Annotated in this window: 17 protein-coding genes and 3 pseudogenes; 8 read left to right on the top strand and 12 right to left on the bottom strand. The window is 65.2% G+C overall.

The features are described from left to right. Positions 1 to 149: 149 nt before the first annotated feature. A pseudogene (locus AC1DF3_RS35275) lies at positions 150 to 365 on the top strand (ISKra4 family transposase); the annotation flags it as partial. 108 nt (positions 366 to 473) lie between these two features. After that, positions 474 to 788, top strand: coding sequence for a hypothetical protein (locus tag AC1DF3_RS35280; RefSeq protein WP_478142550.1), 315 nt, complete (start codon positions 474 to 476; stop codon positions 786 to 788). On the opposite strand, the pseudogene AC1DF3_RS35285 reads toward AC1DF3_RS35280, so the two are convergent. Next, positions 755 to 952 (bottom strand): annotated as a pseudogene (locus AC1DF3_RS35285) (aromatic acid/H+ symport family MFS transporter); the annotation flags it as partial. The gene AC1DF3_RS35280 and the pseudogene AC1DF3_RS35285 overlap by 34 nt on opposite strands. Before the next feature lie 9 nt (positions 953 to 961). After that, positions 962 to 1,126 (bottom strand): hypothetical protein, encoded by a 165-nt coding sequence (locus AC1DF3_RS35290; RefSeq protein WP_478142551.1) that lies wholly within the window; start codon positions 1,124 to 1,126, stop codon positions 962 to 964. A 386-nt stretch (positions 1,127 to 1,512) separates the two neighbouring features. Between AC1DF3_RS35290 and AC1DF3_RS35295 the strand changes: the two genes are divergently transcribed. Both AC1DF3_RS35295 and AC1DF3_RS35300 read left to right on the top strand, forming a co-directional pair. Beyond that, the gene (locus tag AC1DF3_RS35295; RefSeq protein WP_478142552.1) at positions 1,513 to 2,727 is read left to right on the top strand and encodes a vanadium-dependent haloperoxidase; all 1,215 of its coding nucleotides are present in this window, start codon (positions 1,513 to 1,515) and stop codon (positions 2,725 to 2,727) included. Between the two features lie 151 nt (positions 2,728 to 2,878). Then, the gene (locus AC1DF3_RS35300; RefSeq protein WP_478142553.1) at positions 2,879 to 3,541 is read left to right on the top strand and encodes a hypothetical protein; all 663 of its coding nucleotides are present in this window, start codon (positions 2,879 to 2,881) and stop codon (positions 3,539 to 3,541) included. 575 nt (positions 3,542 to 4,116) lie between these two features. Here the strand turns inward: AC1DF3_RS35300 and AC1DF3_RS35305 are convergent. Continuing rightward, a complete protein-coding gene (locus AC1DF3_RS35305; protein WP_478142554.1) occupies positions 4,117 to 4,395 on the bottom strand; it encodes a type IV pili methyl-accepting chemotaxis transducer N-terminal domain-containing protein in 279 nt (92 codons plus the stop codon). A 193-nt stretch (positions 4,396 to 4,588) separates the two neighbouring features. Next, positions 4,589 to 5,530, bottom strand: coding sequence for a hypothetical protein (locus AC1DF3_RS35310; protein WP_478142555.1), 942 nt, complete (start codon positions 5,528 to 5,530; stop codon positions 4,589 to 4,591). Between the two features lie 27 nt (positions 5,531 to 5,557). Here AC1DF3_RS35310 and AC1DF3_RS35315 point away from each other — a divergent pair, with 27 nt between their 5' ends. Continuing rightward, a complete protein-coding gene (locus AC1DF3_RS35315) occupies positions 5,558 to 5,746 on the top strand; it encodes a hypothetical protein (RefSeq protein ID WP_478142556.1) in 189 nt (62 codons plus the stop codon). On the opposite strand, the gene pabB is transcribed toward AC1DF3_RS35315, so the two are convergent. Beyond that, positions 5,739 to 7,205 (bottom strand): aminodeoxychorismate synthase component I, encoded by a 1,467-nt coding sequence (pabB, locus tag AC1DF3_RS35320; protein WP_478142557.1) that lies wholly within the window; start codon positions 7,203 to 7,205, stop codon positions 5,739 to 5,741. The two genes, AC1DF3_RS35315 and pabB, sit on opposite strands and share 8 nt — an antisense overlap. Between pabB and AC1DF3_RS35325 the strand changes: the two genes are divergently transcribed. Beyond that, positions 7,204 to 7,773 carry a chorismate--pyruvate lyase family protein gene (locus AC1DF3_RS35325; protein WP_478142558.1) on the top strand — a complete coding sequence of 190 codons (570 nt, stop codon included), beginning with the start codon at positions 7,204 to 7,206 and terminating at the stop codon, positions 7,771 to 7,773. The two genes, pabB and AC1DF3_RS35325, sit on opposite strands and share 2 nt — an antisense overlap. Here AC1DF3_RS35325 and AC1DF3_RS35330 read toward each other — a convergent pair. From AC1DF3_RS35330 to AC1DF3_RS35360, 7 genes and pseudogenes are all read right to left on the bottom strand, one after another. Continuing rightward, positions 7,728 to 9,005 (bottom strand): cytochrome P450, encoded by a 1,278-nt coding sequence (locus tag AC1DF3_RS35330; RefSeq protein WP_478142559.1) that lies wholly within the window; start codon positions 9,003 to 9,005, stop codon positions 7,728 to 7,730. The genes AC1DF3_RS35325 and AC1DF3_RS35330 overlap by 46 nt on opposite strands. Then, positions 9,002 to 10,025: pseudogene (gene bioB / locus AC1DF3_RS35335) on the bottom strand (biotin synthase BioB). Before bioB ends, AC1DF3_RS35330 begins: the two are co-directional and overlap by 4 nt. 99 nt (positions 10,026 to 10,124) lie before the next feature. Continuing rightward, entirely contained in the window at positions 10,125 to 10,844 is a 720-nt protein-coding gene (bioD, locus tag AC1DF3_RS35340; protein WP_478142560.1) for a dethiobiotin synthase, read from the bottom strand. Beyond that, positions 10,841 to 12,043: an 8-amino-7-oxononanoate synthase gene (bioF, locus tag AC1DF3_RS35345; protein ID WP_478142561.1), complete on the bottom strand. Its 1,203-nt coding sequence runs from the start codon at positions 12,041 to 12,043 to the stop codon at positions 10,841 to 10,843. The genes bioD and bioF overlap by 4 nt, the downstream gene beginning before the upstream one ends. After that, positions 12,009 to 13,403: an adenosylmethionine--8-amino-7-oxononanoate transaminase gene (gene bioA / locus AC1DF3_RS35350; RefSeq protein WP_478142562.1), complete on the bottom strand. Its 1,395-nt coding sequence runs from the start codon at positions 13,401 to 13,403 to the stop codon at positions 12,009 to 12,011. The genes bioF and bioA overlap by 35 nt, the downstream gene beginning before the upstream one ends. 298 nt (positions 13,404 to 13,701) lie before the next feature. After that, positions 13,702 to 14,103 carry an aspartate 1-decarboxylase gene (panD, locus tag AC1DF3_RS35355; protein ID WP_478142563.1) on the bottom strand — a complete coding sequence of 134 codons (402 nt, stop codon included), beginning with the start codon at positions 14,101 to 14,103 and terminating at the stop codon, positions 13,702 to 13,704. Positions 14,104 to 14,553: 450 nt separating this feature from the next. Next, positions 14,554 to 14,688: a hypothetical protein gene (locus AC1DF3_RS35360; protein WP_478142564.1), complete on the bottom strand. Its 135-nt coding sequence runs from the start codon at positions 14,686 to 14,688 to the stop codon at positions 14,554 to 14,556. Positions 14,689 to 14,933: 245 nt separating this feature from the next. Between AC1DF3_RS35360 and AC1DF3_RS35365 the strand changes: the two genes are divergently transcribed. Then, positions 14,934 to 15,383 carry a hypothetical protein gene (locus tag AC1DF3_RS35365; protein WP_478142565.1) on the top strand — a complete coding sequence of 150 codons (450 nt, stop codon included), beginning with the start codon at positions 14,934 to 14,936 and terminating at the stop codon, positions 15,381 to 15,383. A gap of 35 nt (positions 15,384 to 15,418) precedes the next feature. After that, the gene (locus tag AC1DF3_RS35370; RefSeq protein WP_478142566.1) at positions 15,419 to 15,613 is read left to right on the top strand and encodes a hypothetical protein; all 195 of its coding nucleotides are present in this window, start codon (positions 15,419 to 15,421) and stop codon (positions 15,611 to 15,613) included. Positions 15,614 to 15,718 lie beyond the last annotated feature (105 nt).

Below are 15,718 nucleotides of genomic sequence, written 5' to 3' on the forward strand. Positions count from 1 at the left end.
CGATCGCCACCTTGGCCTTGAATGCCGCTGAGTGATTGCGGCGGGGTCTTTTGCTCATGTCGTCTGCTCCTGTCATCCGGGCTCTGTCCTCGCCCATGGGAGCAGCCTATCCACTTTGCGGCGTGTTCAGATTTGCGCGGCCGGCTCTCCGGTGCGGGGAGCGCATTGCAACCGGCTTCGTTGAATCCGCGGTCAACCAGGTGATCTCCAAGCGGTTCGTGAAAAAGCAGCAGATGCGCTGGACGCCGCGCGGCGCGCATCTGCTCCTCCAGGTTCGCACCAAGGTCCTCAATGACGAGCTACGCGCCTTCGAGAGGTGGTATCCGGGTTTCGGAGCTCGGGACCAGGTGCCGCTCGCGGCGTAGGCGGTGGAGCAAGGATGCTGCACTGCACACCCCCAGGATTGTGATGCTCTCTTGCGGGGGCGGCATCGCCGGCTCTCGCTCATCTGGCACCCTCGCAGGATCCCAGTCATGCCCTTCCTCGCGCCTTCGTTCGCCCGCCTTCCGCCCCTGAACTACCTGCTCGCCGACCAGGTCGAGCCGCGCAAGAAAATTGCCCGCCACCTGGGCGTGAGCCTGCGCACCCTGCAGCGCTATCAGGCCAGCGGCAACGCGCCCCGCGCGGTGTACCTGGCCCTCTGGTTCGAGAGCCGCTGGGGCATGGCCGCGCTGCACACTCAGGCCTACAACGAAGCCCAGCAGGCCCGCGCCTGGGTTGCCTCCCTCGAGCGTGAATGCGAGCGATTGCGCGGCGTCAGCCACAGCGCCACCGTCATCAGGCCGTAGCCCTTCGCGAACTGCGCCCCGATAGGCTTGCGAGTCGGCAGCGGCGGTTCACTTGACACGAAGCGCTCGTCACCTTCGAGCTTCGCGCCGCAGACGCGGCCCAGCACCTTCGCGATGCGTGCGCCCGGCTTGCCCTGCACGGCCAAGTTACACGGCGCCTCTGGAGAAGCGAATTACTCATCCACCTGCGCTGATGAGATGCCGGAGATGACGACGATCTTGCATCGATTGCGGAGCGCAGGAGCAGGCCGCATCGCGTCAATCGCCGCTTTCAGGGGTGCCAGCGGCCCGACGAAGCTGTTCTGAAGAATCTCGCGCCACATCTCGCTGCTGGACACGGGGTCGCTCGTCGGTGGATCCTGAGGTGACATCGGCACCGCGTGCGGCGAGCGACAGCGTCGCTCCGCCCTTCGCCAATCGATCGCAAACGGCCAGCCCGATACCGCCAGTCGCCCTGTCACGTCAATGGTCTTAGGGGTCCCTTGAACGGCGTCGTCTTCCGGATCGCTCAAGCCAAGCAGGATGCCAACGTCATGTCGCGACAAGCCTGCTGACTGCCTTGTTCAGGGGCTGACGCATTCTGCGAACAGCGTGCTCGCAGCGACAACAAGTGTCGAGCCGCTCGCGCGATCCATCAGGTCCCCGGCGCTAACACCAATGGCGCATTGCGCCCGTTCGGCTACGGGTTCATGATCGTCGCTCCTCTGCATCCTCAGGAGCGGCGATGAAGACAATCAATGCACAGCGTCTTTGTGCGATCGCAATGCCGTTCATGTGCGCAGCAGGCGTCCAGGCCGACGTGGTCACGGACTGGAACCAAAGAGCCAGCGAGATCACCGTGGCTCACCAGGCGGGACCTTGGGGTCAGGCGCCGATGGTGCTGATCCAAGTCGCGGTGTTCGAGTCCGTCAACGCGATCACCCGGCGCTATCCGCAGGCCGGGTACCTGAAGCTGGAGGCACCCGCGGGAACGTCGGTCGACGCTGCCGTGGCTGCGGCCAATCGCGCCGTGCTGACGCGCATGGCCACGACGCAGGGCACTGCGATCGAGGCGGCGTACCAGACCGCACTGGCCGCTGTGCCAGAAGGCACCGCCAAGTCGGATGGCATCGCGCTGGGCGAGAGGGCCGCTGCCGGCATCCTGTCGATGCGGGCACCCACTGGAGCCTCACCCGTCTTCTACCGCCCCGTTACCAGTCCTGGGGGTTACGTACCGACGGTCGTGCCGGCCAATGCCGATCTGCCTCCGGCGCGCTGCTGGGTGCTTGATCGCGTCGATCAGTTCCGCCCCAGCCCGCCGCCAGATCTGAAAGGCGCCGTCTGGGCCCGCGACTACAACGAGGTCAAGGCGCTCGGTGCGCGAACCGGGAGTCAACGCACTGCCGAGCAGACAGAGATCGCCCGTTTCTGGACGGCGACGACGCCGACGATCTACTACCCGATTGCGCGCTCGGTGGCTAATCAGCCCGGGCGAGAGTTAACGCAGAACGCGCGCTTGCTCGCCGCCAGCGGGCAGGCGATGGTCGACGCCATCGACGCGGTCTTCGACGCCAAGTACCATTACCATTTCTGGCGCCCGTTCACGGCAATCCGCAACGGCGACCAGGACGGAAACGACGCTACCGACCGCGATGCCGGCTGGTTGCCTTTGATCGAAACGCCGATGCACCCCGAGTACCCTTGCGCTCATTGCACGATCGCCGCATCGCTGGCAGCCGTGTTGAAGGCCGAGATCGGCAGTGGAGCGACGCCGCGCCTGTCTACCACCAGCCCGACGTTGCCCGGGGTCACCCGCACATGGACCAGCGTCGATGCCTTCTCGCAAGAGGTCATCGATGCACGCATCTACGACGGCGTGCACTATCGCAACTCCGGCGAAGTCGGGAACGCACTGGGCACAAAGGTCGGCGAGATGGCCGCGGCGAAGCTGCTGCGCTGATGTTGTAGAAGGCAAGTTCGCGCCCTCGTTCGCCTGGAAGCCGCCCGACTCCAGTTTAAGAAGTGACCGGATATGGGGGAGACGTCAGCGCCAACAGAAGACGTTCACAACTGTCCGCTTTCTGGGGGTCTTGCCGGGGCGTGATCATGGAATGACCCCAGCTCTCATCAAATCCATTGGACTAGCAGCAATCATCACCTTTCAAGAGTCGACTATGTCACCTACGGGGCCCGCTACTGCTCGCAGCGAACAGTTCGACCTTGAGTTATATAAGCTCTTGAAAGCTGAATCGTCGAGCTACTTCGACAAGCTTCAAGCGATTTGGCTCCAGAAGTTTGTGCTCGTCGGCGCTGTTATCGCATTCCTTGTCACCACCCAGGAGAAGCTGCCGCAATTCGGGCAGGGCCTTGTCCTTCCAGCGGCCGCCCTGGCAATACCTGTGCTATCTGCATTACTTGATGCCAAGATCATGGAGTTCAGCCTGCATGCAAGATCTATCTCGCGCTTCATCGACGCACATTACTCAGACTTCGAGAATGTCGTGTCCTGGGAGGCTACGTTGTGGGGCTCAGGTACATCGGCGGTTGATCATGCCTTGGTACGTACCAGAAGCCTGACCACGGTTCTCACTGCTGTCATCCCGACTATGGTGGTCTATTTGTTATCCGCCGTCGTACTTGGCGCCGCAACTGGCATGAATCTGCTGTGCTTGTCGCTTGGTTTCGGAATGTGCCTTCTCTACGCAGCAATCACGTGGGTCCTATGGAACCTCGTCTGGAATCAATCCCGTGCCCAGGGAAATGCTGAACTATGAGCGTCGCAGCCAGAGGACTTGACGAAGGAATGCAGCCGAGAAATCCGTCGACTTCGCGGTGTGTGGCTGCCCGCATAGGTTTTTCGCCTCGTTCGAGGCCACTTTCGTTGCTCAAGACGCACTTCGGGCTGCGACGGGTTCTGTCGCTACAAAGGCTTCCCCAACAGTCAAGCAAAATTCGGCCAAGATGACTCTGGAATGAGAGTCATCTACGATATCACGGGCAGACCCGCCGGTCGGGCGCCAGTTGGACAGCTGCGATGAAGGACGAGCACAAGGTAAATGTCGGCTCAAAGCCGTCGTTGACGATCGAGGGGTTTATGACGTGACGTCAACGGTTTGCTGGAGCAGAGCGAAGGCGACGCGCCACGCGCGTCCGTCGCAGTGAACCGTGGCTGTGCGCTGGTTGATCCGAACGCGATTTCTCCGACGCCGCTTCAGGCTTTGGTCGGCAAAGCTCACACGCTGGCCGACGCGGAATTCCTGATTGGAGAGCATCCAGAAGTTGGGGGTGTGCGGTGCAGCATAGAACCACTCACGGTCGGGGGGGCTGCGAAGTGGTAGGGCAAGTCGTCCTACCCTGGACATTTGATGCACCGCACACCCCCAGGAAATGGAGGCTCTCCGAGTTGGCGGTCGAAGAGGGCCATCGAGGCAGCCAAGATTTCGTCTGCGCGCTGGGTGACCACGCCCTGGTCGGCCGCCAGGTAGGCCTTGGCGACGCGCTGCGACAGCATGCGCTGACGCCCCGCCTTGTTGATCGCATCGTTCAGATCGACGACCTGCGCAAAATTGTTGCTCACAGTCAGCAGCGTGAGGCTGCCCATCCACCCGATCACGGTTCGCCGGTTCATCGTTCTCCTCTGTAGACGTATCAAATTGGTGCACGTGTGGTTGAGCCACGGTGCACCTTGGTATTTGTCGCGTTCTGGCCGAGTAGCTTCTGCAGCGGTTGGCACTTGGATGCCGTTTGATGCAACACCCAAAGCGCGCTCTGTGAAAAGCTCAGGACTGGAGTGAAAGTCGCTTTCATTCAGTAAGACCAAGTCAGAAATACAGGCCAACGACCTCGCAGACCACGCCATCGCCAACTACCGGAATGGCGAGTATCGAGCGCAGCCCGGCAGCTTTTGCTTCCTCTGCGGTGAGAGCCGCATGAACGGCGCCTCCGGTGACGGCTTGCGCAACGCCGCTTCGCCAGGCAAGTCCGATCGGACCCAGCGCGTCGATCGGCCACAAGTTTGAAGTCCCGCACGGTAGCGGGCCTTTGATCTCGCAGCGGCCCGCGGCGCACTGCAGATGGAGGCCTGTGGCATCCGGACGCCAGATCTCGGTTCGCAGGGCGATCGGCGTCGCGGCCGACGACAGAAGGCTGAGCACCCAAGTGTCGTTGCCTCTCACACCGCAGGGGATCGACAACGCTCGCAAAATGCCGGCAGCAGCGGCCTCGGCGCCACGCAGAAAGTATTTCGAACCGGCAATGTCGTCGATGAATATCGCGGATTCGCGCTGCCAAGCCAAACCCGGGGCGCCTGCGCCTCGCGGCAGCCAGGCGTCGCGCGTGAGAATTTCCAGCGCTGGCGACGTGGAGCCGAAGTAGCCGTCTGCAAGAGTCAAATCGGTGCCAACGCGCGGATCGTTATGCCATAGTTCGACAGCACCAATATGCGAGCCGGTGTCACCGCAGAGAAGCACAACCACGCAGGTCAATACATCCCCAACGAAGATCGGGAATGCGACTGCACAACTCAAGCCTGCTGCCCTTGCTGCTGCCGCACGTCTGAAATAGGACCCTTCCAACTTGCGCAGCATCGCTGGGTGGCCATCGTCCCATGCGCGTCCCGGCAGACCTTCGGCTCTTCCAAAACACATCTGCTTGGTGACAGCACCAAAAGCCGGCGCGGAATCGAACAAGCCGCCAGCCAACTCCAACAAGCTTTCGTCGTCTGACGGTACCCAGACCTCAGCAAGCCGAATGAATGTTTTCATGAGAGGCGATCAAGCATTTTTCGGGCCATGGACTGGTCGATGCCAACGGATGCGCTTCGTCGAACCGTTTCGGGAGTGTTCAGCGCGACCGCCGGAGCCTGCGCTTTCGAGTCGGCGACCGCACTCGATCTAGACCGGTTGAACGCCTTTTTCGATGCGGCTCAGAAGCGCGCGCCATGGCGCGAGGCTGTGGTGACGGCTGGGTCCTTCATGTGAAGTCGCACAGAGCCGTTCTGCGATGTGGACTCTGCCCTGCTGCTTCAGAGCCCCGTTCCAGCGTCTCGACGATGCGAAGCCCCTTGGCCACCGTCTCTGCCCATTCGGCTGCCGGCTCGGAGTCCGAGACGATCCCAGCGCCCAACTGCACCATCACGCGCCCGCCGGCAACAATCGCCGTGCGGATGACGACCGACAGGTCCATGTTGCCGCGGCAGTCCAGGTAGCCAATGGAGCCGGCATACCAACCGCGGCGCAGGGTCTCGAGCCCCTCGATGATCTCCATCGCCTTGACCTTCGGCGCTCCGGTCATCGAGCCTGGTGGCCAGCACGCGCGCAGCAGTTGTGCGACGCCGCAGTCAGGGCGCAGTCGCGCCCGCACGGTCGACACCATCTGCCACACGCTGGCATAGGGCTCCAGCTCGAACAGCTCGGGCACTGCGACGCTGCCGGTCGCGGCCACGCGCCCCAGGTCATTGCGCATCAGGTCGACGATCATCACGTTCTCCGCGCGATCCTTGACGCTCGCCGCCAGTTGCTGGCGTCGAGCGGCGTCCTCGGTCTCTCCGATACCTCGCGCTGCAGTTCCCTTGATCGGACGCGCCTCGAGCCTGTCGCCCCTCCGGTGAAGGAATCGCTCGGGCGAGCAACTGGCGACCGCGAAGCCCGGCCCTTCGAGGTAGGCCGCGAACGGCGCCGGATGCGCCGACGCGAGGTCTTCGTACAAGGCCCAGGCGTCGCCCTCGAATGCCGCCTCCTCACGTCGCGTCAGGTTGACCTGCAGCACATCGCCGCGGGTGATGGCCTCGCGGATGGTTTCCACGCCGCGTTCGAACTGCGCGCGCGATGTGCGCAGACTGAGCGATCCAGCCTGCCACTGACCGCGTTCGGGCAGCGGGCCGCCTGCGCACTCGATGGTTCGCGCCCAGGCCTCTGCCCGCCGGGCGCGGGTCCAGGGCCATCGCTCCGCGGGGCCGCGGACGGTGGCCTCCCACCACTGATCGCTCGGGTGATGAAATCCCAGCACCTGGTCCACCGCAATCCACCATTGCCGGGGCAGGATCGGGTCGTGCAGGGCCTGTTCAGGCAGCCGCTCGACATGGCGCACGAGGTCGTAGCCCAGCACGCCTACCCAGCCGCCGACAAAGTCCATGCCATCGGGACAGTCGCCTTCGAAGCGGACGCTGTCGGGCTCCCCAGCGGCGACCGCCGCGAGCGCTTCAAAGGGATCGGCCCAGCACGCGATCTCGCGGCCGTCGCGTTCGAGCCGGGTCGTGGTCTCGTCTGTGTACAGTGTGGCCAGCGCCGGTCCGGCGATGTAGGACCACTGGGCCTGGCGCGGCATGGGCAGCGCGCTTTCGAGCAGCGCGAAACGTCCCTCGCCGCGCAGCCGCGCCATCGTGCCGCGTGGGCCGTCCGGCAATGCCACGGGGCGAATCGTCACTTCAATTTCGATCATGTCTTCATTCGAATACCAGGCGCTTGAGCGTCTACGCTTTCACCAACCATGCGATGCGCCCGCGCGGGCAGAACACGCCCGCGACATGCTGCGCCTGCTGCTGGCGCAGGACGGATCGACCACCCGTCTGTGCGAAACCATCGCCGGCGGTCCGGTTTCGCTGCATGTGCTGGAGCAGCGCATCGTGCAGGCGGTGCCCGCCGAAGTGCGTGCAGTGCTTCCGGGCGCGAGCTTCATCGAGCGGATCACCTGCCTCGCCGCTCATGGCCAGGTGTTGATGGACAACCTGTCGTACATCGCACTCGAGGGCCTGCCGGAAGATGTGCGGCGCGACCTCGAGGCTGGCGCGATGCCGATCGGTCATCTGCTGTCGCGCCTGTGGGTGCGCCGCACCTTCCTCGATGCGGCGCCGGTGCTGTACGAACGGCTCTGGGGCGCGGTCGGTGGCCTCCCTGACACCGACGCGTCGCGCACGTACTGCATCGTGACACCCGAGGGCCCGCGCATGCTCATTGCCGAGACCTATCGTCGCGGCATGCTGATGCGCAGACCGGCGGCCGGAGACTGACGTACCGGCAGCGCGCTGACCCCTCGGTATACCGCGTTGCCGCTCCAGCACGGCTGAGTGTCGACCAGGCGCAGATGCGGGAACCGATGCAGCAGGCGATCAAAGACGATCTGAGCCTCCATCAGCGTCAGGCTGGCGCCGATGCACACATGCGGTCCGGCGCCGAACGACAACAAGCCGCCCGGGCGGCGCGCGATGTCCAGGCGATCGGCCTCTGGATAACGCGCCCGATCGCGGTTGGCAGAGGCGATGAGCGCGACCACCAGGTCGCCGCGGCGCAGCTGTCGACCGTGCAACACCAGATCGGCCGCCACGCGGCGGCCGGTGTACTGCACAGGGCTGTCGAAGCGAAGAAGTTCGCGCACCGCCCCCGGCAGCAACGCGGACTCGTGCCGCAGGCGCTGCCATTGGTCGGGATTGGCGAGCAGCGCCTGGAGCCCGTTGCCCAGCAGGTTGCGCGTGGTCTCGTGGCCGGCGAAAAGCAGCATCGCGCATTGGGCGAGCAGCTCGGCGCCGGGCTGGATGTCGCCGGCCGCCTCGGCCCGCAGCAACCGGCTCACGAAATCGTCGCCCGGGGTGCGCCGGCGCTGCGGCACGAGGTACTCGAAGTAGCCGGTCATCGCCAGCAGGCTGGTGCGAGCGCGCCGGGCCTGCTCGAGCGAGGGCAGGGGCGCACCGATGAAGGTCGCCAGATCGTCGGACCAGGCGATGAAGTCGCCGTGATCGGCCGCGGGGATGTCCATCAGCATCGCCATCACCTCGGCCGGCAGCGGCCGCGCCAGTGACTGCATGAAATCGAAGCCAACGTCGGCATCCACGGCGTCGAGCAAGGCATCGACGCGGCGCTCGATGGCCGGCGCGAACTGCTGCAGGACGTCGCTGCGAAAGCCTGCGTTGAGCACGCCGCGGATGCGCGTATGGTCCGGCGCGTCGACGAACAGCATCGCGCGCGCGAAGAGCTGCTGGAAATCCTTCAACTCGCCCCGCGCGGCGGGGCTTTGCATCACCCAGCCGCCGGTGCGCTGGGCCGAGAAGCGAGCGGCGTCGCGAAGCACCGCCTCGACATCGGCATGGCGGGTCAGGAGCCACGCACCGCCGAAGAACTCGTCGCTCCAATGGATAGGCCCGGCCTCGCGCAGCGCGGCGTAGGTCGGATAGGGATCGGCGCGGAACGCCGAGTCGATGATCGGGCGGCCGAGCGGGCTCGGCGGGGGCGCCAGCACCGCGCTCATCGTTGGCTCTGGACCTTCAGCCCCAGCCGCTCGAACAGCGCCCGGTCGCGCTCGGCCTGCGGATTGCTCGTGGTAAGCAGCTTGTCGCCGTAGAAGATCGAATTGGCGCCGGCGGCAAAGCACAGCGCCTGCAGCGCCTCGTCCATCTGCTCGCGCCCGGCCGACAGCCGCACCATCGTGGTCGGCATCGCGCGCCACGGCGATCGTGCGCACGAATTCGAAAGGGTCGAGCGGCTCGGTGCCGGCCAGCGGTGTGCCCTCCACCTGCACCAGGTTGTTGATCGGCACCGACTCGGGATAGGGCTCGAGATTGGCCAGTTGGGCGATCAGCCTGGCGCGCTGGGCGCGGCTCTCGCCCATGCCCACGATGCCGCCGCAGCAGACGTTGATGCCCACGTCGCGCACGAGGGCCAGCGTATCGAGCCGGTCCTGGTAGGTGCGGGTGCTGATGACGTTGCCGTAGAACTCCGGGGCGCTATCGAGGTTGTGGTTGTAGTAGTCCAGTCCCGCATCCTTCAAGGCCCGGGCCTGTTCCTCTTCGAGCATGCCGAGCGTCATGCAGGTCTCCAGGCCCAGCGCGCGCACCTCGCGCACCATGTCGGTCACCTTTTCCATGTCACGCGCCTTCGGACTGCGCCAGGCCGCGCCCATGCAGAAGCGCGTGGCCCCTTGCGCCTTCGCGACCTGCGCCGCTTCGACCACCTCCGCCAGGGCCATCAGCTTGCTCGCCTCCACGCCGGTGTCGAAGTGCGCGGATTGCGGACAGTAGCCGCAATCTTCCGCGCAGCCACCGGTCTTGATCGACAGCAGGGTCGACAGCTGCACCTCATTGGCGTCGAAGTGTTCGCGATGAACCTGCTGTGCTTGGAAGAGTAGATCCATGAACGGCAATGCGTAGAGCGCCTCGATGTCTGCGACAAGCCAACGCTGATCGATGCGCGGCTCGTTGCGCGACGTCGCGCCACGCAACGATGACAGGGAAACGGTGGATGTTGTCGTGGAAGTGGATGTGGTGATCATGTCGTCTTTCAGGGATGGTCTCTTCGAGCCAGAATAACCAGCCACCGGACACAAGGGTGGCCAACGTGGTTGCAGATCGCGCCATGCTCACACTTGCTCTCAGGGCAGCTCGAACAGCGATCGCAGCGCAGCATCGTCGAGGTGGACCGCCACGGCCGCAGGGTCAGGGCCGGTCAGCCTGGGGACCATGCCCAGGCAAGGCGCCTGGTGGCGCCGTCGCAGTTCTTGGCGAAGGGTGGCGAGGTTGTCGTCGCGGTACAGCATCGCCGGATCGACCGTGTTTGCGACCCAGCCTGCCAGTCGCAAACCGCGTGCATGGATGGCCTCGGCCGTGAGCAGCGCATGGTTGATGCAGCCGAGCCGTAACCCGACCACCAGCACGACCGGCAAGTCCAGGTCCATGGCGAAGTCGGCGCTGTCGAAATGCGACCCAAGCGGCACACAGAAGCCGCCCACGCCCTCGACGATCAGGTGCTCGGCGCGTGTCGCGAGCGCCAGGGCACCTCGCAGCAGAAAGGCACGCTCGATGGTGCGGCCTTCGAGCGCTGCCGCGATGTGCGGTGCGCAAGCAGCCTTGAACTGGAAGGGGCCGACGTCGGCATCGGTCAACACCATCGAGCTCGCATCGCGCAGCGCGCGCACGTCCTCGTTGACGTCCTCGCCACCGATCACCTCGGTGCCGGCCGCCACGGGCTTGTAGCCGGCGCAGCGCAGCCCCTGCGCGCCGAGCCAGTGCAGCAGCGCGGCGCTGACGCGCGTCTTGCCGACCTCGGTGTCGGTGCCGGTCACGAAGCAACCCCGCATCGCGGCGGAACTCATTGCAGCGTTCCAGCGGCCTGCGCCAAGCCATCGAGGAGCGCCCGCACATCCTTCGGCGTGTGCGCGGCGCTCAGCGTGATACGCAGCCGGGCGGTGCCCACGGGCACCGTCGGCGGGCGGATCGCCGGCACCCACAGGCCCTGTGCGTCGAGCGTCTTCGCGAGGGCCAGCGCCGCGGCGTTGTCGCCGACGATCAGTGGCTGGATCGCGGTGGCGGAATCTGCCAACCGCCAGCCGAGGCCGGGGTATTGTTGGACCAATGTCGTGAGGCCATCGCGCAGCATGGCGATCGATTGCGCCAATCGGGCGCGCCGCGCTTCGCCGTCGTCGCCGGCGATCAAACGCAGACTGGTGAGCACGGCATGCGCGATCGCCGGCGGCGCCGCCGTGGTGTAGACGTAGCTGCGCGCCGACTGCACCAGCCAGTCGATCACGCTCGGATGGCCGGCCACGAAGGCCCCGCCCAGGCCCACGGCCTTGCCCAGCGTGCCCATGTAGATGAGGCGCTCGCTGCGCAGGCCGAAGTGCGACAGGCTGCCGCTGCCGTGCCGACCAAGAACGCCGAAGCCATGGGCGTCGTCGATGACCAGCCAGGCGTCGTGCGCCTCGGCCAGCGTCAGAAGGGCCGGCAGGTCGGCCATGTCCCCGTCCATGCTGAAGACGGCATCGGTCACGATCAGCTTGATCGGCGTGCTGCAGAGCCTGAGCTGGTTGGCGAGCAGGTCGAGCCGGCCGTGGGGGTAGCGCTGCAGCGGCGCCTTGGCCAGCAGCGCGCCGTCGACCAGCGAAGCATGGTTGAGCTTGTCGGCGAAGATGGTCGCGCTGGCGTCGCCCAAGGCGGTCAGAAGCGCCAGGTTGGCCAGGTAGCCGGTGCAGAAGCTCAGTGCCCTCGCCTCCGGGATGCAGGGCGACAGCCAGCGGGCGAGTTCGTCCTCGAGCAACACATGGGCGCGTGAATGGCCGCTGATCAGATGCGACGCGCCGCTGCCAGCGCCATAGCGGCGCGCGCCTACGGCCATTGCCTCGATCAGCGCCGGATGGTTCGCCAGCCCCAGGTAGTCGTTGCTGCAGAAGGACAGCATGTCGCGCCCGGACACCCGCTGGTGCGGCGCGCAGGGCGACTCGGCCGTGCGCCGGTGCCTTCGCAGCGCCTGGGCCTCGCGCTCACGCAGTTGGTGGTTCAGGTGTTCGATCAGCATGGGCATTCTCGATGTCGGCCGTGGCGTCCAGCGTGGCCATCACGCGTTGCGCGAGCCAGGCTGCCAGCTCATCGTCCAGCACATAGGGCGGCATGAGGTAGACGGTGCGGCCGATCGGGCGGATCAGCAGTTCGCGCGCGCGGCCGGCGAGGTGGAAGCGTTCCGCGAAGCGATCGCCGACGAAGGCCTCCCGCACATCGAAGGCCCAGATCATCCCGCGTTGGCGGAAGTGCTCGACGCGCGGATCGTTCTGTAAGGGCACGAGCGCCGATGTCAGTGCTGCAGCGCGCTGCCGGTTGTGCTGCAGGACGTCGTCTTCCTCGAAGCGGTCGAGCACCGCCAGCGCCGCCCGGCAGGCCAGCGCGTTGCCGGTGTAGGAGTGCGAGTGAAGGAAGCCGCGCGCGACGTCGTCATCGAGGAAGGCCTCGTAGATGTGGTCGCGCGTCATCACCAGCGACAGCGGCAGCGTGCCTCCGCTGATGCCCTTGGACAGGCACACGAAATCGGGCCAGATCCCGGCCTGCTCGCAGGCGAAGAAGGTCCCGGTGCGCCCGCAGCCCACCGCGATCTCGTCGGCGATCAGGCTCACTTCGTAGCGGTCGCACAGCGCTCGCACCGTGCGCAGATAGGCCGGGTCGTGCATGGCCATGCCGGCAGCGCCCTGTACCAGCGGTTCGATGATCAGAGCGGCGATGTGTTCGTGGCGAGCCTCGAACAGCGCCTCCAATTCAGCGGAGGCCCGCGTGGCCACGTCTGCCGCTGTCTCGCCGAGTCCGGCCTGGCGGGCGTCGGGCGACATCACCTGGTGCGCCCGCATGAGCAGCGGATCGTAGGCATCGCGGAACACTGCCACATCGGTGACCGCCAGGGCTCCGAGCGTCTCGCCGTGGTAGCCCTGGCGCAGGCAGACGAACTCCCGCTTGTCCGAACGCCCGCGGTTGCGCCAGTGGTGGAAACTCATCTTCAGGGCGATCTCGACCGCCGAGGCGCCGTCGCTGGCAAAGAAGCAATGGCCGAGCACACCGCCGGTCAGCGCCGACAGCCGCTCGGCCAGCTCCACCGCCGGAGCGTGGGTGCAGCCGGCCAGCATCACGTGCGGCAGGCGGTCGAGCTGGTCCTTCAAGGCTGCGTTGATGCGCGCATCCGCATGGCCGAACAGGTTGACCCACCACGAACTGGTAGCGTCGAAGTAGCGCTGGCCTTCGTGATCGATGAGCCATGGGCCTTCGCCGCGCCAGATCGGCAGCGGCGGGACCGCAGCGGCGCGCTGCATCTGAGTGCAGGGGTGCCAGACGCTGCGCAGGCTGCGCTGCTGCCAGGCTTCATTGGCGCCGACGTTGTGTGCATGTGGGCGATTCATGGGGGCGCAATTCCTCTCTTCCCTGACTGGATTTGGAAGTTGTCGATCGGCCGCGTGCTTCCGAGCCGAGCCGCCGCCAGGGCCACCTGGGGCTCGCCCCCGGTCGGTTCCTTCAGGTCGGCGCGCCGCCGCAGCGAAATGCAGTCAAGCTTCCAGCCGCGCGCTTGCATGGTGGCCAGGCGCGGCGGGGCGAGCGGCTTTCGCGTTGCCGGCGGCGAGGCCGGGGGCAGGGTGCCGTAGGGGGTGGCCGCATCGGCCGGGGTTGGCGATGTCATGGCGAGGCCCGCTGCGCCCGGCATCAGGCCGCGACGGCTTCGCCGGAAGCCGCCTGCACGGGGATGTGGGCGCGCTCTTCCTTGATGCGGTTGGCGCCGTCGACGAACACCAGTTTCGGCCGATGGCCGGCCACCTGGTCTTCGGGCACCAGGCCGAAGGCGGCGATGATGATCAGGTCGCCGACCGAGGCCCGGCGCGCGGCCGAGCCGTTGACCGAGATGATGCCGGTGCCGCGCTCTCCACGGATCGCGTAGGTGATGAAGCGTTCTCCGTTGTTGATGTTCCAGATGTGGACCTGCTCGTTCTCGGCCATGCCGGCGGCGTCGAGCAGGTCTTCGTCGATGGCGCAGGAGCCTTCGTAGTGCAGTTCGCAGTCGGTGACCGCGACACGGTGGATCTTGGACTTGAGCAGGGTGCGGAACATGATGTGAAGCTCTTTCTCTCGAATGCCAAAGGAGGAGGGGGCGCCTCAGCGCCAATCGACTGGCGATGTCTCACAGCGCGTTTGGGTACGACGGGGCGCATTGCGCTCGTGCCTGGTGCGGCGCGATGGTCAATGACGTCGGCGTCCCGCCAAAGATGAGCCTGTTGAATGCATGAAAAATCACGGGTCGTTGCTCTCGGTTCTGGTCACAAACGGGGCGAACCATAACCGACTCTTGCGCTACGCCCGCGTGCATTTAGAGCCAAGAGAATATGGGTGCATCGCAGCCACATCGGGACATCGATGCCCCGTGCGATTGCAGCGAATCGCGGCTTGGCCATCACGCAAAACCCGTCGCCGAACCACTCTCCTTGCACGTCGCTCTGCTCGGACATGTGCCCCTCGACCACGGGGAGATGAAGCGCCTCGACGCTTGAGCCCAATCTGGAGTCACGATGCGCGGAACATGTTGAACAAGGTTCGCCGCCGAATCCTGCGTCGGCGAGCCAATTCGAAGCTGGCCAACGCCGCCTCGATCGCGATGAACTTAGCGGTCAAGGAACTGGTCAGGCTGAGGTGGAACATCCAGGCCTTCCGGACGCTTGGACGAACTCGGCTCCTGTGCCGCGCAGACCGCAGAGATGTCGTTCTTGCACCCGCAGACGGACTCATTCACCTAAAGTGTCTTTACAGTGAATTTACATCCAGATACATTTGTATCAAGCTTGCATTGAGCGTGAGCGGCCCTGTAGAAAGCTGGCGTCCGATGCCAAGGAGCTGCCCGGACTCTCCTTGGTAGTTCAGATCCACTTTTCGAGGTGAAACCGGCTATGCAATCCCCAGACCTGGAGACTGTTCAAATGGTCAGAGTCGCGCTGCAGGAGGTGATCTCGGCGCGTGAGCGTGGCGTTCAGGCCGTGCCGTACTTCGCTCCTACCGACATTGGAACGCTCCCTCTCTGTGAGCAAGAGAAAGAGTTGAACGTCAAGGAAGAGACCGACTACGGCAATCGTGTGCGCGCCGGCATCCACATGACGCTCTCTGCGGCAGCTTCGGCGCTTGAAGTTGCCGAAGTGCTCATGAAAAACTTTGCCGACTTGGACGCAAAGGATCGGAAGCGCGAGTTGATTCGATGCTCGCTGAATGCCCGTGTTGCAAGGGATGCCGCGGCTGAAGCTGCCGCGGTCTTGTCGGGGCAGCAGGCACCAAAGTCTGATGCGATGGTGGAGATCAGACGGCTGAAGTCGGCACTTCTTCAGCGATTCGGGATCGGCGAGTAGGGGGACGCATGCTTGGTTGTCTTTCGGAGAAACGGATGAACGTACGCACCTTGGCCCGCTGGATTCTGGGGGCCGCCATCGCAAGCGCCGTGATGGCGAGCGCCGGCGCTGCCGACATCGTGATCGGGCAAGTGGCACCGCTCACGGGATTGGAAGCCAAGCAGGGGTTGGGCTACGCAGCTGGCCTGAGAGCCGGCCGCGCAAATCTGAACACGCCGCAAAGTGGATAGGCTGCTCCCATGGGCGAGGACAGAGCCCGGATGACAGGAGCAGACGACATGAGCAAAAGACCCCGCCGCAATCACTCAGCGGCATTCAAGGCCAAGGTGGCGATC

Source organism: Variovorax sp. 10N432, assembly GCF_056394465.1.